The 20,709-nt window shown below is 62.3% G+C and carries 15 protein-coding genes; 9 read left to right on the forward strand and 6 right to left on the reverse strand.

What is annotated here, in order from left to right:
* Position 1: 1 nt before the first annotated feature.
* A complete protein-coding gene (gene modB, locus BLW55_RS07045; protein ID WP_025031672.1) occupies positions 2 to 685 on the forward strand; it encodes a molybdate ABC transporter permease subunit in 684 nt (227 codons plus the stop codon).
* Positions 682 to 1,794, forward strand: a complete 1,113-nt coding sequence (gene modC, locus BLW55_RS07050; protein WP_090327779.1) for a molybdenum ABC transporter ATP-binding protein — start codon at positions 682 to 684, stop codon at positions 1,792 to 1,794. Before modB ends, modC begins: the two co-directional genes overlap by 4 nt.
* On the opposite strand, the gene BLW55_RS07055 is transcribed toward modC, so the two are convergent.
* Complete coding sequence (locus BLW55_RS07055) at positions 1,778 to 2,287, reverse strand: OsmC family protein (RefSeq protein WP_090327780.1); 510 nt, start codon at positions 2,285 to 2,287, stop codon at positions 1,778 to 1,780. The genes modC and BLW55_RS07055 overlap by 17 nt on opposite strands.
* A 218-nt stretch (positions 2,288 to 2,505) precedes the next feature.
* Between BLW55_RS07055 and BLW55_RS07060 the strand changes: the two genes are divergently transcribed.
* The 4 genes from BLW55_RS07060 (at position 2,506) to BLW55_RS07075 (ending at position 7,372) form a co-directional block, all read left to right on the forward strand.
* Positions 2,506 to 4,542 carry a 5'-nucleotidase C-terminal domain-containing protein gene (locus BLW55_RS07060; RefSeq protein ID WP_090327783.1) on the forward strand — a complete coding sequence of 679 codons (2,037 nt, stop codon included), beginning with the start codon at positions 2,506 to 2,508 and terminating at the stop codon, positions 4,540 to 4,542.
* Between the two features lie 129 nt (positions 4,543 to 4,671).
* The gene (hemH, locus tag BLW55_RS07065; protein WP_007008568.1) at positions 4,672 to 5,736 is read left to right on the forward strand and encodes a ferrochelatase; all 1,065 of its coding nucleotides are present in this window, start codon (positions 4,672 to 4,674) and stop codon (positions 5,734 to 5,736) included.
* 210 nt (positions 5,737 to 5,946) lie between these two features.
* Positions 5,947 to 6,906 (forward strand): SPFH domain-containing protein, encoded by a 960-nt coding sequence (locus BLW55_RS07070; protein ID WP_007008567.1) that lies wholly within the window; start codon positions 5,947 to 5,949, stop codon positions 6,904 to 6,906.
* Positions 6,907 to 6,910: 4 nt separating this feature from the next.
* Positions 6,911 to 7,372: an NfeD family protein gene (locus BLW55_RS07075; protein WP_007008566.1), complete on the forward strand. Its 462-nt coding sequence runs from the start codon at positions 6,911 to 6,913 to the stop codon at positions 7,370 to 7,372.
* A 44-nt stretch (positions 7,373 to 7,416) separates the two neighbouring features.
* On the opposite strand, the gene BLW55_RS07080 is transcribed toward BLW55_RS07075, so the two are convergent.
* Positions 7,417 to 8,412 (reverse strand): KpsF/GutQ family sugar-phosphate isomerase, encoded by a 996-nt coding sequence (locus BLW55_RS07080; RefSeq protein ID WP_007008565.1) that lies wholly within the window; start codon positions 8,410 to 8,412, stop codon positions 7,417 to 7,419.
* Between the two features lie 177 nt (positions 8,413 to 8,589).
* Here BLW55_RS07080 and BLW55_RS07085 point away from each other — a divergent pair, with 177 nt between their 5' ends.
* Positions 8,590 to 10,197, forward strand: a complete 1,608-nt coding sequence (locus tag BLW55_RS07085) for an outer membrane beta-barrel protein (protein ID WP_244509010.1) — start codon at positions 8,590 to 8,592, stop codon at positions 10,195 to 10,197.
* A gap of 93 nt (positions 10,198 to 10,290) precedes the next feature.
* On the opposite strand, the gene galU is transcribed toward BLW55_RS07085, so the two are convergent.
* A complete protein-coding gene (gene galU / locus BLW55_RS07090; RefSeq protein WP_090327788.1) occupies positions 10,291 to 11,163 on the reverse strand; it encodes a UTP--glucose-1-phosphate uridylyltransferase GalU in 873 nt (290 codons plus the stop codon).
* A gap of 200 nt (positions 11,164 to 11,363) precedes the next feature.
* Here galU and BLW55_RS07095 point away from each other — a divergent pair, with 200 nt between their 5' ends.
* Both BLW55_RS07095 and BLW55_RS07100 read left to right on the forward strand, forming a co-directional pair.
* A complete protein-coding gene (locus BLW55_RS07095; RefSeq protein ID WP_090327791.1) occupies positions 11,364 to 12,590 on the forward strand; it encodes a lytic murein transglycosylase in 1,227 nt (408 codons plus the stop codon).
* A 23-nt stretch (positions 12,591 to 12,613) separates the two neighbouring features.
* Positions 12,614 to 13,855, forward strand: coding sequence for an SGNH/GDSL hydrolase family protein (locus BLW55_RS07100; protein ID WP_090327793.1), 1,242 nt, complete (start codon positions 12,614 to 12,616; stop codon positions 13,853 to 13,855).
* 22 nt (positions 13,856 to 13,877) lie between these two features.
* Here the strand turns inward: BLW55_RS07100 and BLW55_RS07105 are convergent, their stop codons facing one another.
* From BLW55_RS07105 to gltB, 3 genes are read right to left on the reverse strand one after another with little or no spacing between them, the layout of a single operon-like run.
* The gene (locus tag BLW55_RS07105; protein WP_007008560.1) at positions 13,878 to 15,332 is read right to left on the reverse strand and encodes a glutamate synthase subunit beta; all 1,455 of its coding nucleotides are present in this window, start codon (positions 15,330 to 15,332) and stop codon (positions 13,878 to 13,880) included.
* A gap of 18 nt (positions 15,333 to 15,350) precedes the next feature.
* Positions 15,351 to 15,941, reverse strand: a complete 591-nt coding sequence (locus BLW55_RS07110; RefSeq protein ID WP_007008559.1) for a glutathione S-transferase family protein — start codon at positions 15,939 to 15,941, stop codon at positions 15,351 to 15,353.
* A gap of 24 nt (positions 15,942 to 15,965) precedes the next feature.
* Complete coding sequence (gene gltB / locus BLW55_RS07115) at positions 15,966 to 20,699, reverse strand: glutamate synthase large subunit (protein WP_090327796.1); 4,734 nt, start codon at positions 20,697 to 20,699, stop codon at positions 15,966 to 15,968.
* Positions 20,700 to 20,709: the final 10 nt, after the last annotated feature.

The following is a 20,709-nucleotide window of genomic DNA, read 5'->3' on the forward strand; positions in this document are numbered from 1 at the left end:
CATGGGCGAGACCGAACTTTCGATCATACTCCTGTCCGCGAGGGTGGCGTTTACCGCCATCCTCTGCGCGCTCGTTCCGGCCTTTGCAGTCGCCTGGCTTCTGGCCCGCAGGGAGTTCCCCGGAAAGGGTGTCGTTCAGGCGCTGGTCACCCTGCCACTCGTGCTGCCGCCGGTTGTCACCGGCTATGGCCTGTTGATCCTGTTCGGTTCCAAAGGTCCGCTTGGCCAGCTCTTTGAAAACCTGTTCGGCATCAGCTTCGCCTTCCGCTGGACAGGTGCCGCGCTCGCCGCCGGTGTCATGGCGTTTCCGCTCCTCGTGCGGCCGATCCGCCTGTCACTGGAAGCCATGGATCAGGGCTTTGGCGAGGCCGCGCGCACGCTCGGCGCATCGCGTCTCACCGTGTTCTTCACCGTCACCCTGCCGCTCGCCCTTCCGGGCGTCATTGCCGGCGCCGTGCTTGGTTTTGCCAAGGCGCTTGGCGAGTTCGGGGCGACGATCACCTTCGTCTCAAACATTCCCGGCGAAACGCAGACCCTGTCGCTCGCCATCTATGCGCTGCTGCAGTCGCCATCCGGCGACGCCGCCGCCCTTCGCCTCATCGCAATCGCCGTCGCCCTGGCGCTCGCCGCCATCGTCGCGTCCGAATATCTGGCCCGCAGGCTCACCACCGGAGGACGCGCGTGACCGCTCTATACGTAGACATCAGGGGCCGCGCCGGCAGGTTCGAGATCGAAACCGCCTTTCAGGCCGGCGCAGGCGTCACCGCCCTGTTCGGGCCATCCGGCGCGGGCAAATCCACGCTCCTGAAGATGATCGCGGGCACGGCCCGTCCGCAGTCGGGGCGCATCGTGGCGGGCGGGCACACGCTGTTCGATTCGGCCAGGGGCACGAACCTCCCGCCGGAAAAACGCGGCATCGGCTTCGTCTTTCAGGACGCCCGCCTCTTCCCGCATCTGTCGGTGCGCAGAAACCTCACCTATGCCCGCTGGGCCGGTCGCCGTCCGGCCTCCCGCGGCTTCGATGAAGTGGTGGCCCTGCTCGGCCTTGAAGACCGTCTCGACGCCGCACCCGCCACGCTTTCAGGCGGAGAGCGCCAGCGCGTCGCCATCGGCAGGGCGCTGCTTGCCGACCCCGCACTGCTTCTCATGGATGAGCCCCTCTCCTCGCTCGACAAGGCGCGCCGCAACGAGATCCTGCCCTATCTGGAGAGGATCCGCACCGAGGCCGGCATTCCCATCCTCTATGTAAGCCATGAAACGTCCGAGGTCGCGCGTCTGGCCGACACGGTCGTGCTGATCGAAAACGGACGCGTTTCCGACAGTGGCCCCGCCGCCGCCATCCTCGCCCGTCTCGGCCTTGCCGCCGGCGGCGATCCCGACGAGGCCGGCGTCATCCTTGAGGGTCGCATCACGGATGTTGACCCCGCCTACCACACCGCCGTCATCGCGCTTGGTGAAGGCCGCATCGAGCTGACCGGAGACGGTTTCGCACCCGGCATGACGGTGCGGCTGCGCGTGCGGGCAGGCGATGTCGCCATCGCCAATGCGCCCCATGACGGGCTCTCCATCCGCAACCAGCTTCCCGCAATTGTCGAGGAAATTCGCCGCGACGGCGCATTCGCCACCGTCGCGCTCGGCTTTGGCGGGCAGCAGCTTCTGGCCCGCATCACGGCAAAATCGGCAGATGCGCTCGGCCTTCAGCCGGGCAGCCGGGTCCACGCCCTGCTCAAGGCGGTTTCCGTCGAGATGGCGCGCATCGAAAGCCCGCGCGGCGCGCTCACACCCGCGTCATAGCCACGCTGAGCGAGGGGCCGTTCGCAATCGTCTGGTAGACCACGCAGTAGCGCTCGGTGAGTTTTAACAACTGATCGAGCTGCTCCTGCGATGCATCCGTGTCGAGATCGAAGGACAGCCGGATTTCCGCAAAACCCACCGGCGCATCCTTCACCGCGCCCAGCGTGCCGCGAAAGTCGAGATCGCCCTCGGCTGAAACCACGCCCGCCCGGAGCGGTATCTCCAGCGCCGTGGCCACGGCCTTCAGCGTCACGCCCGCGCAAGCGACCAGCGCCTCCAGAAGCATGTCGCCGGAGCAAAGCTCCAGCCCCGTTCCGCCCGTCGCCGGGTGCAGTCCTGCAATGGCCATCGCACGGCCGGTCTCCACCTTGCAGGCAATATTCTGATCGTCGAGCGCGCCTCTGGCGTGAAGCGTGATGAGGGCTGCGCCCGGCTCGCCGCGATAGCGGTTCTTGATCGGCGCCTGAATGGCGCGCAGTTCTGCAGCGTCCATGGCGTTCACCTTCCCTTAGGTTAGATCCTGACCTGTTCAGGCTCTTCAGCACCGCCCAGAATAGCACCATAAGCACGCGCCGCGAACTTCCCGCCTGCCACCCAAGTTTCACTTGCATCGCTTGCAAGCCGGTGGAAACATGCGGCCCGGACAGCCTTTAAAACGGCGTCACAATGCGGCGGTAGAGACCGCAAAAGAGCCATTCGGGAGAAGTTACAATGAACAGATCGATCTTCAGGAAGCGCCTTGCCCTTGCATCGCTGACCGCATCGGCACTGACGCTGAGCGCCGGCGCGGCCTTCGCCGATTACACGCTCAACATTCTCCACATGAACGACTGGCACAGCCGCATCGAGCCCATCAACAAATACGATTCCACCTGTTCGCCGGAAGACGATGAAGCCGGCGAGTGCTTTGGCGGTGCTGCCCGCCTCGTCACCGCCGTGGCCGAGTCCCGCAAGGCGCTTGAGGGCGAAAACGTCCTGCTTTTGAACGCCGGCGACAATTTCCAGGGCTCGCTCTTCTACACCACCTACAAGGGTGCCGCCGAAGCCGAGTTCCTGAACCTCATGAAGACCGACGCCATGGTCGTTGGCAACCATGAGTTTGACGACGGCGAAGACGGCCTCGCCACCTTCCTCGACAAGGTCGAGTTCCCGGTTCTGGGTTCCAACGTCAAGGCCAAAGAGGCCTCCGCGCTCGGTGACCGGGTGAAGGAGTATCTCATCCTCGATGTCGGCGGCGAGAAGATCGCCATTGTCGGCGCGGTCGCCAATGACACGGCGGAGCTTTCCTCGCCCGGCGAAAACGTCTCCATCATCGAGGATGTGGCCGGCATCACCGCAGCCGTCGAAGCCGCCACCGCCGAAGGCGCAAACAAGGTCATCGCGCTCACCCATGTGGGCTATCCGCGCGACCTTGAGGCCATCGCCAAAATCCCCGGCGTTGACGTGGTCGTCGGTGGCCACTCAAACACGCTCCTGTCCAACACGGTCGAAGGTGCCGAAGGCCCCTACCCGACCATGGTCGACAATCCCGACGGCCATCAGGTGCCCGTGGTGCAGGCCGCGTCCTATTCCAAATATCTGGGCGAACTGAAGCTTACCTTCAACGATGACGGCGTCGTCACCGCCGCCACCGGCGACGTCAAGCTGATCGACGCTTCCGTTGCCAAGGACGAAGCCGTTGTCGCCCGCGTCAAGGAGCTGGCCGGCCCCATCGAGGAACTGAAGAACAAGATCGTCGCCGAAACGGCGGCCCCCGTCGATGGCAGCCGCGAGACCTGCCGGGCCGGCGAATGCGAGATGGGCAATCTCGTGACCGACGCCATGGTCGCGCGCACTGCGGATCAGGGCGTGCAGTTCGCCATAACCAATGGCGGCGGCCTGCGCGCCTCCATCGATGGCGGCGAGGTCACCATGGGTGAAGTGCTGGGTGTCCTGCCCTTCCAGAACACGCTTGCCACCTTCCAGTTGAAGGGCGCCGACGTCGTCGCCTCGCTGGAAAGCGGCGTGAGCCAGATCGAGGAAGGCGCGGGCCGTTTCCCGCAGGTCTCGGGCCTGCGCTACAGCTTCGACCCGTCCGTCTCTCCCGGCGAAGGCCGCATCAAGTCCGTCGAGGTGAAGGACGGCGACGGCTGGTCTCCGATCGACCCGGGCACCACCTACACCATCGCCTCCAACAATTTCATGCGCAATGGCGGCGATGGCTACAGGCTCTTCGCGGAGAATGCCGAAAACGCCTATGATTACGGCCCGGGGCTTGAACAGGTTCTTGCCGATTATCTGGCCGAAAACAGCCCCTATACGCCAGCCATTGACGGCCGCATCACGATGGTCGAGGCGAGCGTTGCAGGAGCGGAGACCGAGGCCACAACCCCAGATCTGCCGGAGATGTCGAAAACGATTGCCAGCGAGGCACCAAAAGCGATCGAAGAGGCCGTTGAAAAGGCGGGCGACGCCGTCGAAAGCATGGCTGAAGGCGCCAAGGAAATGGCGGACAAGGCTGCTGAAGAGGCCGGCGACGCCATGAAAAAGATGACCGAAACCGCCGGCGATGCCGCGAAAGAGGCCGGTGAAGCCATGGAGGGCGAGAAGAAAACCCACACCGTCGCACGCGGCGACACGCTTTGGGAGATCGCCCGCACACATTATGGCGATCCGGCCAAATGGCAGGCTATCGCGGAAGCCAACCCGCAGATCAATCCCAACCGGATCGACGTCGGCATGGAACTTAACCTGCCATCGGCAAACTGAGCGGTCGCTTCCAGAGCTTCACGGAGCCTCGCCACCCGGCGGGGCTCTTTTTTTCGCCCCTGCGGCCACGCGCTCCATTGAAAACCTGCCCGGCTTCGCTAGCTTCCCCTGCATGATCGGAGCCAAAGCATGAATCTCCCCACGAAAATCGACCCAAAAGCGGCAAAGGCCATTGGCCCGCTGCCCGCAGAACACCCACCTGTCCGCGTCGGCAAGGTAGGCGTTTTGCTTGTGAATCTCGGCACACCAGACGGAACCGACTACGCGCCGATGCGGCGATATCTGAAGGAGTTTTTATCAGATCCCCGCGTCATCGAATGGCCGAAAGCGATCTGGTATCCGATCCTCTACGGCATCGTTCTCAACACGCGGCCGAAAAAGTCAGGCGCGGCTTATGCGGAAATCTGGAACCATGAGCGCAATGAATCGCCGCTGCGTACCTTCACCCGTTCACAGGGCGAAAAACTCGCCCAGGCGCTGACGGGGCATGAGCATGTCATTGTCGACTGGGCCATGCGCTACGGGCAGCCCTCCATCGAAACGGTGACAAAGAGCCTGATGGAACGCGGCTGCGACCGCATCGTCATGTTCCCGCTCTACCCGCAATATTCCGCCACCACCACGGCAACGGTGAACGACAAATTCTTTGAAGCGCTTGCGAAGATGCGCTTCCAGCCAGCCATCCGCACCGTGCCCTCCTATCAGGACGAGCCGGTCTATATCGAGGCGCTCGCCCGCTCCATCGAAAAGCACCTTGAGAGCCTGGATTTCGAGCCGGAAGTCGTCATCGCTTCCTATCACGGCATCCCGCAAAGCTATTTCAGGCGCGGCGACCCCTACCATTGCCACTGCCAGAAAACGACACGCCTCCTGCGCGAACGCCTCGGCTGGGACGAGAAGAAACTCATGACCTGCTTTCAGTCACGCTTCGGCCCGGAAGAATGGCTCCAGCCTTATACCGACAAGACCGTTGAAAAGCTCGCCAGAGAGGGCGTCAAATCCATTGCCGTGTTCAATCCCGGCTTCGTGTCCGACTGTCTGGAGACGCTGGAAGAAATCGCCGGAGAGGCCGGAGAGATTTTTCATGAAGCCGGCGGCAAGAATTTCACCCACATTCCCTGCCTCAACGACACGGATGAGGGCATGGCCGTGATCGAGACACTTGTACGCCGCGAGCTTTCGGGCTGGCTTTAGGATCGAACGCAGCCTTGCCACAGGCACGTCATATTTGGCGAGGCATATGCACCGCGATGCAACTTGCTGTGGAAACAGGCTTAGCCTCCGTGCAGTCTGTTTCCGTGGTGGTGCGATCCGTGGTCTTTCTATTCACATCGTGGCGCAGTGCCCTAAACTGCACGCCCGCGTGTCACTCATGCCCCTCTGAAGCGGTCCCAGGAGCCGAATATGCCTTTCTCCGGTTTTGACTTCATCATTCCAGTACTCGTTGTCCTTGTCCTGCTCCTGCTGTTTGCCGGCATCAAGACCGTTCCGCAGGGCTTCAACTTCACCGTAGAGCGCTTTGGTCGCTACACGAAAACGCTCACGCCCGGCCTCAATCTCATTGTCCCCTTCATCGATCGCGTCGGCGCGAAGATGAACATGATGGAGCAGGTGCTCGACGTTCCCACCCAGGAAGTCATCACCCGTGACAACGCGATTGTTGCCGTCGACGGTGTTGCCTTCTACCAGGTGCTCACCGCCGCCGAGGCAGCCTATCAGGTCTCCGGTCTCGAGAACGCGATCCTCAATCTGACCATGACAAACATTCGTTCCGTCATGGGCTCCATGGACCTTGATGAACTCCTGTCCAACCGCGATGCGATCAACGAGAAGCTTCTGCGGATTGTCGATGACGCAGCCAGCCCATGGGGCATCAAGATGACCCGTGTGGAGATCAAGGACATCAATCCGCCGGCCAATCTCGTGGAATCGATGGCACGCCAGATGATGGCCGAGCGCAACAAGCGTGCGCAGATTCTGGAGGCGGAAGGCCTGAAGCAGGCCGAGATTCTCGAGGCCGAAGGCCGCCGCGAGGCAGCTTTCCGCGATGCCGAGGCACGCGAGCGTGCCGCCGAGGCCGAAGCACGCGCCACCCAGGTCGTTTCGGAAGCCATCGCCGCCGGCGATGTACAGGCCGTCAACTACTTCGTCGCGCAGAAATACACCGAAGCGCTGGCCACCATCGGCTCCTCCAGCAACAACAAGATCGTTCTCATGCCTTTCGAGGCATCCTCGCTGATCGGCTCGCTGGGCGGCATCGGTTCAATCGCGCGCGAAGTGTTTGGCGAAGGCAGCACACCGCAGGCGCCGTCAAACCGTGTCTCATCGGCCCGTCCGCCCCGCACGGGACCGTCGCAGGAGTAGCGCCATGATCGAGCATGTTGTCGCGGAACTCGGCCCCTGGAACTGGATGCTGCTTGGCTTCGTGCTTCTTGCAGCCGAGATTCTGGCACCCGGTGTCTTCCTGCTCTGGATCGGTATCGCCGCCATTCTGACCGGCGCGCTTTCGCTGCAATTGTGGGACCTGCCGGCCTGGAGCTGGCAGGTGCAGGTTCTGGTTTTCCTGGCGCTCTCGCTGATCTCGGCCTATGCCGGCAAACGCCTTATGGATTCGCGCCGCAACGAAGAAACCGACCAACCGCTTCTCAATCGTCGCAGGGAGCAGCTCGTCGGACGCACGGCAACGCTCGAGGAAGCCATCGAGAACGGCTTCGGCCGTATCCGGCTTGACGACACCCTGTGGCGTGTCGCGGGGCCCGAACTGCCGGCAGGCACGCGTGTCAGGGTCGCTTCGGTGGACGCTGGCACCTTGCGCGTGGAAGCGGTTTGACGAATTGGCCGGTCAGACCGGCCAAAGCATGTGTTCCCGCCTGATCAGGCAGCGCCGATGCGCAGCAGATCGTGCAGATGCACCACGCCGCATGGCTTGCCGTCTTCAACCACCATCAGCGTGGTGATGGCCGAGGAATTGACAACCTGCAGCGCGCTTTCCGCCAGTGTTTCCGGCCCGATGGTTTTCGGATTGCGCGTCATCACCTGATCGACCGTCATGGAAAGAAGCTCGCTGTCGATGTGGCGGCGCAAATCGCCATCGGTGATGATCCCGATCAACACACCGTCCGCATCGGTAATACCGACACAGCCGAACCCTTTCTGGGTCATTTCCAGAATGGCTTCACGCATCAGCGCACCGCTGCTGGCAAGCGGCAGTTCACTGCCCGAATGCATGATCTGGCGCACCTGTGTCAGTTTCGCGCCGAGCTGGCCGCCAGGATGAAAAGTGCGGAAATGATCGGCCGTGAAGCCCCGCGCTTCAAGCAGCGCCACCGCCAGCGCATCGCCGATGACCAGTTGCAGAACCGTCGACGTCGTGGGTGCGAGCCCGTGCGGGCAGGCTTCGGGCGCACGCGGCAGTCCGAGAACGACCGTGGCCTCCCGTGCAAGCGCGGATGATTTGCCTGCCGTGATGGCGATGATCGGGATGGCAAAGCGCCGCGCATAGGCGACGATGCCGTGCAATTCCGTGGTTTCGCCCGACCATGACATGGCGAGGATCACGTCGTCATCGCCGATCATGCCGAGATCGCCGTGATTGGCCTCCGCCGGATGCACGAAGAAGGCTGGCGTTCCCGTCGAAGCGAGTGTGGCGGCGATCTTGGAGCCGATATGGCCGCTCTTGCCGACGCCGGTCACGATCAGCCGTCCCTTGATCCCGGCGATGATGCGCACCGCCTCCGCGAAGGGGTCGGCAAGTCCGTTGTCGAGAGCTTCGGCCAGTTCCTTCAGGCCCGCGCGTTCCGTTTCAAGCGTGCGAACGGCGGAAGCGACAACGCTTTTCCGGTCGATGTTCATGGAAGAGTCTTTCAGCATGGCACTGCCCTTACCGCCTTGATGACCTGCTGTCCATTCAGATTGTTCACAGGCAAGTGACGGAGGATAACGCGGCGGGGCTCAACCTTCCGTTAACCATGGAGCTTTAGATTTCGGTAAGCATAATCATGGCGCGTCTTGATAGTCTGGATCTGTATGTCTCGTCCCGGTGTCAGAGTGGGTTCCCGCATACGCGGATGGTACAGGTCGACCGCACTCGGCCTGTGTCTGATTACCCCGTGCCTCATTGCCCCATGTCTCACGGCATTGACACCCGCTGCCGCGCAAGCGCAGCAGGCCGAAGGCCTGCGCGGTCTCGTCTCCGAAACGGATATCACATCATCCATCCAGAGCACGGCTGAAACCGGGCTTCCGTCACCGCGTTACGAGCCGGCGACACCAGGCCCAGCCGAGCCGGCCGAGACCGAGAACGAACGCTCAACCCGGGCGCCATCCACCGCCGTCGAGCGCGAGCGCGCCCGCACGGCTCAGAACGACCCGACGCGGCCGGTGCAACCACCGCTGGACACGGTCGTCACGCAGGGCATTCCCGAAAACGAAGAGGAAAACTCCGGTTTTGAACGGATCGAACGCGCAGAAGCGCTCAATCCACGCACCGGGGCGATCGAAGGCGACTTTCAGGCCACAGACGAAAATCCCTATGCTCCGCTGGGGCTGAGGTTCGGTACTTTCACCGTCATCCCCACGCTGGAACAGGGTCTGACCTGGACGTCCAATGCCGATTCCAGCACCAATGGCAGCGAAGCCATTGTTTCCCAATCAACGCTCAGACTGAACGCGGTTTCCGACTGGGCGCGGCATGCAGCGACGGTGGACGCCTATGGCATCTATCGCAAGTCAGTTTCTGGAGATGAAGTCGCGGACATCGAAGGCGGCATTGACGGCACCCTGCGCTTCGACCTCGCCCGCGATTACACGGCGCTCGCCAGCCTGGGTTATTCGATAAGCCCCGAATCCGCATCGTCCCCCGTGATCATCACGGGCGTCGAAGACCGTCCGCTGCGTCACACCATCGACGGCAGTCTCGGCCTATCGAAGGATTTCGGAAAACTGCGTCTGAGCGCCACCGGATCGGTATCGCGTCAGCAATATGGCGATGCCACGCTGATCGATGGCAGCACGCTTTCGCAGGACGAGCGCAACGCGACGCTTGCCACGCTACGCCTGCGCACCGGCTATGCCATCTCGCCGGCCCTCACCCCGTTCATCGAGGGCGAGTTCGGTCGCCGGTTCTATGACGAGACACAGGACAGCGCCGGCTATGAGCGCTCGGCAACGCGCCTTGCCGCACGCGCCGGTATCATGGTCGATATCGAGGAGAAGCTCTCCGGCGAAGCGTCCGTCGGATGGATTGCCGAGGACCTTGACGACGAGCGCCTGGACACGGTTTCGGGGCTGGCGCTTGCCGCAGCCCTCAACTGGTCGCCACAGCGCGGCACCAATGTGCGGTTCGATGGCTCCACCACAATCGAAGGCACGACGGATGCGGGCGACAGCGGCTCTATCCTGTATGCCGGGACACTGCGGCTTGAACGTCAAATTCGCGCAAACCTCACCGCCGAGGCGGCTGCCGGCCTTTCCTGGCGCGACTATATGAGCGGCGGGCACGACCTGACGATGAACGGTGAAGCCGGCATGACCTGGTGGCTCAACCGCACGCTGGGCCTTACCGGCCGCGCCCGCTATGAGAAGCGCACGAGCAGCCTTCCGGGCCGTGATTACGATGCCACGAGCGTGTTCATGGGCATCCGAATGCAGCGGTAGAACGCGTTTTCGGGAACTCGCTCCAAAATTCCGGAAAAGCTGGAAAACGCCGTCATTTCAGGTCGAAACGCGGCGTTTTCCCAAGATTCTGAATCAGCTTCGGCCCGAAGCCTCGACAACCCTCAGCACATGTTCGCGCAGTTCGGGGCGCTCGAGCGCGAAGGCAAGATTGGCCTCCACAAACCCCTCGGGCGAACCGCAGTCGAACGTGCGGCCGGTAAAGTGATAGCCGTGAAACGGCTGGCGCCGCATCAGCGTCAGCATCGAATCGGTAAGCTGGATTTCACCGCCCGCCCCGCGCTCCTGCTGTGCGAGAAGATCGAATATCGCCGACTGAAGGATATAACGGCCGTTAATGTAGAAATTCGACGGTGCATCTTCCGGCTTCGGTTTCTCAACCATCGCATTGATCTCAAAACCTCCGGCGACATCGTCACCGCGTCCGACAATACCGTATTTGTGGGTCTGGGAAGGCTCGCATTCTTCCACCGAGACCACATTGCCGCCGGTCTTCTCGAACACCTCCACCATCTGCGACAGACACCCCTTCGGGGCCTGCATGATCATGTCAGGCAAAAGAAGGGCAAACGGCTCATTGCCGACCAGTTCGCGCGCACACCAGACCGCATGGCCAAGACCGAGCGGTTCCTGCTGGCGGGTGAAACTCGTCTGCCCCGGCTGCGGCTGCATACCGTGCAGGCGTTGCAGAACCTCGTTCTTGCCGCGGCGTTCCAATGTATCGTAAAGTTCCACCTGAATGTCGAAGTGATCCTCGATGACAGCCTTGTTGCGTCCCGTCACGAAGATGAAGTGCTCGATACCGGCTTCGCGTGCCTCGTCGACCACATACTGAATCACCGGTTTGTCGACGACCGTCAGCATTTCCTTGGGAATTGCCTTGGTGGCCGGAAGAAAACGTGTTCCGAGACCAGCGACAGGAAATACCGCTTTGCGAAGTTTCGTCATTAGAAATAGGCCCCCGAAAAGGTTGCTAGAAAGGGATATGGCGACGCCATAGCAACGCCGGATTGATGTTTCCTGAATGAATGCGCGTATATCGTGACAAGTTCCCCGGAAGGATCATCACGGACATTAACAGCATGGTAAACGTTTTTCTAACCGGGACCTGTCATGGATGCGCTGGAGTACCTGTAACGGAGATCGTGATGTTGTTCCGCTTGCCCCCACGAAACCTCGTCGCGACATTGATCGCTTCTTTCGTGGTCGCCTACACCGTAACCCTTCAACAGGCCAGCGCCGATGCGGGCTTCCAGCGCTGGGTTCAGCAGTTCCGCGGCGTGGCCATTCAAAACGGGGTATCCGGCGCCACCTATGACCGCGCCTTCCGCGGCATCACCGCACCCGACCCCGAAGTGCTTGAGAAAGCACGCTATCAGCCCGAGTTCCGCGCCGAGCCCTGGGAGTATTTCGACAACCGTGTGCAGGAAGACGCAATTCAGCGCGGTCGCCAGCTTGCCCGTCAGTGGAAGCCGTGGCTCGACCGCATTGAAAGCCAGTTTGGCGTAAGCCGCTACGTTCTGCTCGCCATCTGGTCGGTCGAATCGAATTATGGCGAAGTGCTCAAGAACGAACGCATCATGCGCAGCGTACCGCGTTCTCTCGCCACACTCGCCTACGCAGACAAGCGGCGCGCGAAATTCGCCCGCCAGCAATTGATCGCCGCATTGAAGATTCTCCAGACCGGCGACATCGACGTCGGCCATCTTACCGGCTCGTGGGCGGGCGCGATGGGGCACACCCAGTTCATCCCGACCAGCTATCAGGCCTACGCAGTCGATATGGACGGTAATGGCCGCCGCGACATCTGGACCTCAATCCCCGACGCGCTTGCGACGGCAGCCAATCTTCTCCGCCGCAACGGATGGCGCGCAGGCGAGACCTGGGGCTACGAGACGGCTGCCCTGCCCGGCGGACGCAAGTTTCCCGGTGGCAACATGTCACTCAGCCGCTGGCAGTCGATTGGCGTGGTGCGCGCCAATGGCAAGCCATTCCCCCGCCCAAGCGACAGCGCCGAGCTGAAAGTGCCGGACGGCCGGGAGGGACCGTCCTTCCTGGTGACCAAGAATTTTCAGGTCATCAAGCGCTACAACAACTCCGACAAATACGCTCTCGCGGTCGGATTGCTCGCCGATCAGATCGCCGGATATGGCGGGCTGGTGCGTGACTGGAACCGCCCGTTCGAACGACTGAGCTATACCGAAACGGAGGAACTGCAAAAACGTCTCGGCGCGCTTGGCTATTATGACGGGCCGATCGATGGCAAGATTGGGTCAGGCTCACGTGCCGCCATTCGCGCCTTCCAGGCACGCAGCGGCATGCAGCAGGACGGCCATCCCGGCAAGGAAGTCCTGCGACGCCTGCGCGGAAACTGAACCGGGAGCACGGAACGCGGGGCATGAAGGCCAACCGGACCAAAAATTCTGACGGCAGCGGCAAGTGCATCGCGCTTGCCGTTGTCGCCTTCAGTCTGGCCATGCCTGCGGCAACTGCCATTCCTTCCACAGCAGAAGCGCAGGAATACCGGCGGGAGCAACGACGTGGCCTGTTCGATCTCCTTTTCGGAGGAGCACTGCGCCAGCGCCAGCCGGAACGCCCGGCAACGCGCCAGCGCTCTGCCCCACGAAAGCAGCAGGGCACACAACGCCGCCGCTCGGCCACCCGCAGCGCGGCCCCCCAACCTCCACCGCCGCCGGAAGTCGAAAAGCTTGAGAATGCCCGTGTCGTTCTCGTTCTCGGCGACTTCCTCGCCGGAGGTCTCGCAGAAGGGCTGAGTTCAGCCTATGCGGAATCGCCCGGCGTCCGTGTCGTGAACCGCAGCAATGGATCGTCAGGCTTCGTGCGTGACGACTATTACGACTGGAACGGCGAGATTGCGGGCATACTGGAGGAAGTATCCCCCACTGTCGTTGTCATGATGATCGGCTCCAACGACCGCCAGCAGCTCGTCGTCGACGGCAAACGCGAAGCACCACGCTCAGAAGCCTGGCTCGTGGAGTACACGCAAAGAGTCGAGACTTTTGCCGCGGCGCTGGAAGAAAAGCAAATCCCGCTCATCTGGAGCGGACTGCCGTCGTTCAAATCATCAAGCATGTCTTCGGACATGCTCGCCTTCAACGACATCTACAAGACCGCGGTCGAGGCGGTCGACGGTTCGTTCGTGGATATCTGGGACGGCTTCGTGGACGAAAACGGCGGTTTTATCTTCACCGGCCCGGACATGAACGGGCAGCCGGTGCGCCTGCGCGGCAGCGATGGCATCAACCTGACACGCTCAGGAAAGCGCAAGGTGGCCTTTTACGTAGAGAAGCCACTCAACAAACTGCTCGGCGAGGCCGTGTCTCCGGACATCGGCGAGCTTGGCATGGAGAGCCTCCCGGTGCTCGTGCTGCACCCCGAGAACCCCTCACCGGTGAACCGGACCATGCCGATCTCCCTTTCCGACCCCGCGCTCGACGGCGGGCTGGAACTGATGGGCGCTGTGGTGAAACCGATCGCACGTCAGGAGCGCGGTCAAAGCGACGGGGCCACTCCGGAACCTGTTGCCCAGCCCGGTCGTGCTGACAATTTCTCCCTGCGCACGAACGCGACTCCGAAAAGCGAAACGCCGCCTGGCCCTCCGGCCCAGGCGACGCCCTGATTTCAACACGCGCTGAGACGGCTCAACGCGGCAGGACGGAACTTCCCATGAGGAATTCGTCAATCGCCCGTGCCGCCTGACGCCCCTCGCGGATCGCCCAGACCACCAGAGACTGACCACGGCGGACATCGCCTGCGGTGAACAGGCGGTCGACACTGGTCTTGTAGTCCCGGTCATTGGCGTTGACGTTGACCGAGTTGCGGCGATCCACATCGGTTTTCAGACGATCTCCGAATTCCGACAGAACACCCGTTTCCGCCGGACCGGAGAAGCCAATGGCAATGAAAGCGAGGTCCGCACGAATGACGAACTCGGTCCCGGCAACCGGCTTTCTCTTCTCGTCGACCTGGCAGCACTTCACGCCGGTCAGAACACCGTCCTCGCCGATGAACTCGAGCGTTGCGACCTGAAACTCGCGCTCCGCACCTTCGGCCTGCGAGGATGAGGTGCGCATCTTCGTTGCCCAATAGGGCCAGACAGCGAGCTTGTCTTCCTTTTCCGGCGGGCGCGGACGAATGTCGAGCTGGGTAACGCGCACCGCTCCCTGACGGAACGCCGTGCCCACGCAGTCGGACGCGGTGTCGCCGCCACCCACCACCACCACATGCTTACCGCCGGCGAGGATGGGATCGGAAGCCCAGGCAACGGACTGGATGTCCTCGCCGCCCACACGCCTGTTCTGCTGAACCAGATAGGGCATTGCATCGTGCACACCTTCGAGGTCGGCACCAGGAATACCGGCAGGACGCGGGCGCTCCGAACCGCCGCAATACAAAACGGCATCATATTCGGAAAGGAGCTCCTCGACCGGCTTGTCGACACCGACATTCACGCCGCAATGGAAGGTGACGCCCTCGCCCTGCATCTGCTCGACGCGGCGGTCGATGTAATGCTTCTCGATCTTGAAATCGGGAATGCCATAGCGCATCAGCCCGCCCGGCCTGCTCTCGCGCTCATAGACATGCACCTGATGGCCCGCACGGCCAAGCTGCTGGGCAGCCGCCATGCCCGCGGGCCCCGAACCGATGATGGCCACGCTCTTGCCGGTCTTGTGCTCGGGCGGATAGGGCCGCACGAAGCCCGACTCATAGGCCTTGTCGGCAATGGCCTGCTCGACCGTCTTGATGGCAACGGGAATGTCTTCAAGATTGAGTGTGCAGGCTTCCTCGCAGGGCGCGGGGCAGATGCGGCCCGTCCATTCGGGGAAATTGTTTGTGGAATGCAGGTTGCGGATCGCCTCGTCCCAGTCGCCATTGTAGACAAGGTCGTTCCAGTCCGGGATCTGGTTGTGAACCGGACAGCCTGTCGGCCCATGGCAATAGGGAATGCCGCAATCCATGCAGCGCGCGGCCTGTTTCTCGACTTCCTTGTCCGACATGGGCAGCGTGAATTCGCGGAAATGGCGAATACGGTCGGATGCCGGCTGATATTTGTGGACCTGCCGGTCGATTTCGAGAAAACCTGTAACCTTACCCATCGAGTAAACCCCGTTATTCTACTGTAGTGCCGAAAGTCCGAGGACTTCCTCGCACCGTGCAATCCAGCGGGTGAGCGCCCTGCGCCCGTCGAGTTCAAATCCGCCCTGAGGGGCAAGCCGCGTGTAGCCCAGAAGCGCGATGTCGGCGATGGAGAGCGCATCACCGACAAAGAAGTCACGCGTCTTCAGAGCATCATCCATGAAATCGAGCGCGGCCTCGCCCCGCTCGACCTTGTCAGGATCACGCGTCTCCACCGGCTCCCTGCGGTAGACCACATGAAAGCGCGCGCCTGCCACATTGGGCTCGTGGAAATTCTGCTCCCAGAACATCCACTGATCCATTTCCGCCGCGGCGAACGCGTCATCCGGCAGGAGCGCGCTGCCCCGCGCCAGATAGCGCATGATCGCGCCGGACTGCCCGAGTGTGCGACCATCATCAAACCGCACCACCGGCACCTGCCCGAAGGGCGACATGGCGAGGAAGGCCTCGGTGCGGCTCTCGCCCGCCATGATGTCAAGCTCGCGCCAGCGATAGGCGAGCCCGAGATGATCCGCCGTGTACTTGACCTTCAGGCAATTGCCCGAGTTCTGATCACCAAAGATCTCCATCGCATTCTCTCCCAAGGACGGCGGCTATTCCGCCGCCAGCCCCAGTTTCATGCGTTCCATCTCCTCAAGCGCACGGCGGTACTCGACCGGCATCACCTTGCGGAATTTGGGCCGATAGTCCGCCCAGTTGTCCAGAATGGTGCGCGCCCGCTCAGAGCCCGTGTAGTGGAGATGGTTGGAGATGAGCTGCGCCAGACGCTCCTCATCGTGCCGGGTCATGTCGCCGGACACGTCGACACGTCCCTTATGCATGAGGTCACCGCCGTGGTGGTGCAGCTTTTCGAGGATGTCGTCTTCCTCCGGCACCGGATCCAGCTCGACCATGGCCATGTTGCAGCGCTCAGCAAAATCGCCAGCCTCGTCCAGCACATAGGCGACGCCGCCCGACATGCCGGCCGCGAAGTTGCGGCCTGTCTGGCCGAGCACGACGACAACGCCACCGGTCATGTATTCGCAGCCATGATCGCCCACGCCTTCGACCACCGCAACGGCACCCGAATTACGAACCGCAAAACGCTCGCCCGCAACGCCCCGGAAATAACACTCGCCCTCGGTGGCGCCGTAAAGCACGGTGTTGCCGACGATGATGGACTCTTCCGCGACAATCTTCGAATCGTCCGTCGGACGAATGACGATGCGCCCGCCCGAAAGGCCCTTGCCGACATAGTCGTTGGCATCGCCATGAAGCGTGAAGGTGACGCCGCGTGCCAGAAACGCGCCGAAGGACTGACCGGCCGTGCCCGTGAGGCGCACATCGATCGTGTTGTCCTTCAGGCCCTTCTGGCCGTAGCGCTTGGCCACCGCCCCCGACAGCATCGCACCGGCGGACCGGTCGGTGTTGCAGATCGGGAAATCGAGCGACACCTTTTCGCGGCTTTCAAGCGCGGGCTTTGCCGCCTCGATCAGCTTGCGGTCGAGAATGTCGTCAATCGGATGGACCTGACGTTCCGTCCAGCGCACTGCTTCGCGCGAGGCGTCGGGCTTGTAGAAGACTTTTGTAAAATCGAGACCACGCGCCTTCCAGTGCTCGATCATCGCGTTCTTCTCAAGCAGATCCGACTGGCCGATAATGTCGTCGAGACTGGTGTAGCCCATCTCGGCCAGATACTGGCGCACCTCTTCCGCGACGTAGAAGAAGTAGTTGATCACATGCTCGGGCGTGCCCTTGAAGCGCTTGCGCAGCACCGGATCCTGCGTGGCCACGCCGACGGGGCAGGTGTTGAGGTGACACTTGCGCATCATGATGCAGCCGGCGGCAATGAGCGGTGCGGTTGAGAAGCCATATTCATCGGCACCGAGCAGCGCGCCGATGATGACGTCGCGGCCGGTTTTCAGCCCGCCATCAACCTGCAGCGCGACGCGCGAACGCAGGCCGTTGAGCACCAGGGTCTGATGCGTCTCGGCAAGGCCCATTTCCCACGGGCTGCCTGCATGCTTGATGGAGGTGAGCGGGGAAGCGCCCGTGCCGCCATCATAGCCCGAAATGGTGATGTGATCGGCGCGCGCCTTGGCAACGCCGGCCGCGACCGTGCCCACGCCAACCTCGGAGACGAGCTTGACGGAGACATCCGCATCCGGGTTGACGTTTTTCAGATCGTAGATGAGCTGCGCCAGATCCTCGATGGAATAGATGTCATGATGCGGCGGCGGCGAAATGAGGCCGACGCCCGGCGTGGAGTGGCGCACCTTGGCGATGGTGGCGTCGACCTTGTGGCCGGGAAGCTGACCGCCCTCGCCGGGCTTTGCGCCCTGCGCCACCTTGATCTGCATCATATCGGAATTGACGAGATATTCCGTGGTGACGCCAAAGCGGCCACTGGCGATCTGCTTGATGGCGGAACGCTCGGGGTTCATCGTGCCGTCGGGCATGGGCATGTAGCGGTCCGGCTCCTCGCCGCCCTCGCCCGTATTGGACTTGCCACCCAGCGCATTCATGGCGCGCGCCAGAGTGGTATGCGCCTCGCGGCTGATGGAACCGAAGGACATGGCGCCGGTGGAAAACCGCTTGACGATCTCGGACGCCGGCTCGACTTCATCCAGCGGGACAGGCTTGCGACCGGCATCTCCTGCCGTCTTGACCGCGAAGAGGCCGCGAATGGACTTGGCGTCTGCCGCCTCGCCATCGACCATTTTTGCGAAATCGCGATAGGTCTCGAAGGACTTGCCGCGCACGGCATGCTGGAGGGAGGCGACGGCATCGGGCGACCAGATGTGGGATTCGCCGCGCATGCGGTAATTGTATTCGCCACCCACTTCGAGCGCGTTCTTCAGCACCGGATCGGAACCGAAGGCCGAAGCATGGCGACCTGCCGTTTCGGCAGCGATCTCCTCCAGACCGACACCTTCGATCGTGGTGGCGGTGTTGGTGAAATAGTGTTCGATGAAATCGCTTTCGAGGCCCACGGCATCGAAAATCTGCGCACCGCAATAGGACTGATAGGTGGAGATGCCCATCTTGGACATGACCTTCAGAATGCCCTTGCCGATGGCCTTGATGTAGCGGTGGACGACCTCCTGCGGGTCTACCTCCGGCGGAAACTCACCGGCCTTGTGCATGGCAAGCAGTGTGTCGAAGGCGAGATAGGGGTTGATCGCCTCGGCGCCATAGCCGGCGAGACAGCAGAAATGATGCACCTCGCGCGGCTCGCCGGATTCGACCACGAGGCCGACGGCGGTGCGCAGCCCCTTGCGGATCAGGTGATGGTGGACGGCGGCGGTGGCAAGCAGCATCGGAATGGCGATGCGGTCCGGGCCGATCTGACGGTCGGACAGGATGATGATGTTGTAACCGCCGGCAACGGCAGCCTCGGCCCGGTCGCACACGCGCTCCAGCGCGCCGCGCATGCCGGCTGCCCCCTCGCCCGACGCATAGGTGACGTCGATGGTCTTGGTGTCGAACCGGTCCTCGGTGTGGCCGATGGAGCGGATCTTTTCCAGATCCCCATTGGTGAGGATGGGCTGGCGCACCTCAAGCCGCTTGCGGCGTGAAGAGCCGACCAGATCGAAGATGTTGGGGCGCGGGCCGATGAAGGAGACGAGGCTCATCACCAGTTCTTCGCGGATCGGATCGATCGGCGGGTTGGTGACCTGCGCAAAGTTCTGCTTGAAATAGGTGTAGAGCAGCTTGGGCTTGTCGGACATGGCCGAGATCGGCGTGTCGGTGCCCATGGATCCGATGCCCTCCTGGCCGGTCGTGGCCATGGGCGCCATCAGCATCTTCGTGTCTTCCTGCGTGTAGCCGAAGGCCTGCCGCAGATCGAGCGGGGAAACATCCTTGCGCAGGGCGCGCGGCTCCACCGGCTTCAGATCCTCAAGAATGAGCTGGGTGTTGTCGAGCCACTTCTTGAACGGATGCTTGGTGGCAATTGCCGCTTTCACATCCTCGTCCGAGATGATGCGGCCCTCTTCCATGTCGATCAGGAGCATGCGGCCTGGCTGGAGACGCCATTTGCTGACGATCTTCTCCTCCGGCACCACCAGCGCACCGGCTTCCGACGCCATGATGACGCGGTCATCGTCGGTGACGACATAGCGCGCCGGGCGCAGGCCGTTGCGGTCGAGCGTGGCGCCGATCTGGACACCGTCAGTGAACGCCACGGCGGCGGGACCATCCCACGGCTCCATTAATGCGGCGTGATATTCGTAGAACGCCTTGCGCTCGTCGCTCATCAGACGGTTGCCGGCCCAGGCTTCCGGGATCAGCATCATCATGGAATGGACGAGCGAATAACCGCCCTGGAACAGGAATTCGAGTGCGTTGTCGAAACAGGCCGTGTCGGACTGGCCCTCATAGGAAATGGGCCAGAGCTTGGAAATGTCGTTGCCGAAAAGCTCCGAATCCACCGAGGCCTGCCGCGCCGCCATCCAGTTGACGTTGCCGCGCACGGTGTTGATCTCGCCATTGTGGGCGACCATGCGATAGGGATGCGCGAGTTCCCAGGAGGGGAACGTGTTGGTGGAGAAGCGCTGGTGGACCAGCGCCAGCGCCGTCTCGAAACGCGGATCCTTCAGGTCTTTATAATAGGCGCCGAGCTGATAAGCGAGGAACATGCCCTTGTAGACAATGGTGCGCGCCGACAAGGAGACGGTGTAGAAACCATGCGTACCGCCTTCCAGCTCTTCGCGCACACGGCCCGAAATCACCTTGCGCAGGATGTAGAGCCGCCGCTCGAAATCCTCTTCATTCTGGATGCCCGCCCCGCGCGCGATGAAAATCTGCCGGTGGACCGGCTCCGAGGCAACGATCTCGGGCGCCCTCGAGAGACACGAATTGTCGACCGGGACTTCACGGAAACCGATCAGCTCCTGGCCTTCCGAGCGCACCACGTCGGCGATGATCGTATCGATCTTCTCGCGCAGAGCGCCATCACGCGGCATGAAGAAATGACCGACGCCATAATGGCCAGGCTCGGGAAGCTCGACACCACGCTCCGCCCACTCTTCACGATAGAAACGGTCGGGAATCTGCATCAACATGCCCGCACCGTCACCCACGAGCGGGTCAGCCCCCACGGCACCGCGATGGGTGAGGTTTTCGAGCATCGCAAGCCCGTCCTGAACAATGCTGTGCGAACGCTTGCCCTTCATATGCGCGACAAAGCCGACCCCGCAGGCATCGTGTTCGTTGCGCGGGTCGTAAAGCCCCTGTGCGGCCGGCAGGCCGGGCACGGTTGTCTTCGCTGTGCGTTTGACGGTGGCCGTTCCGGCCTCGGCGGCAGGTTCGAACCTGGTCGAAACAGATGGCGTCATTTCCGTCATCGCAATTCCT

The organism is Nitratireductor aquibiodomus, from assembly GCF_900105565.1.
Taxonomy (GTDB): Bacteria; Pseudomonadota; Alphaproteobacteria; order Rhizobiales; family Rhizobiaceae; genus Nitratireductor; species Nitratireductor aquibiodomus.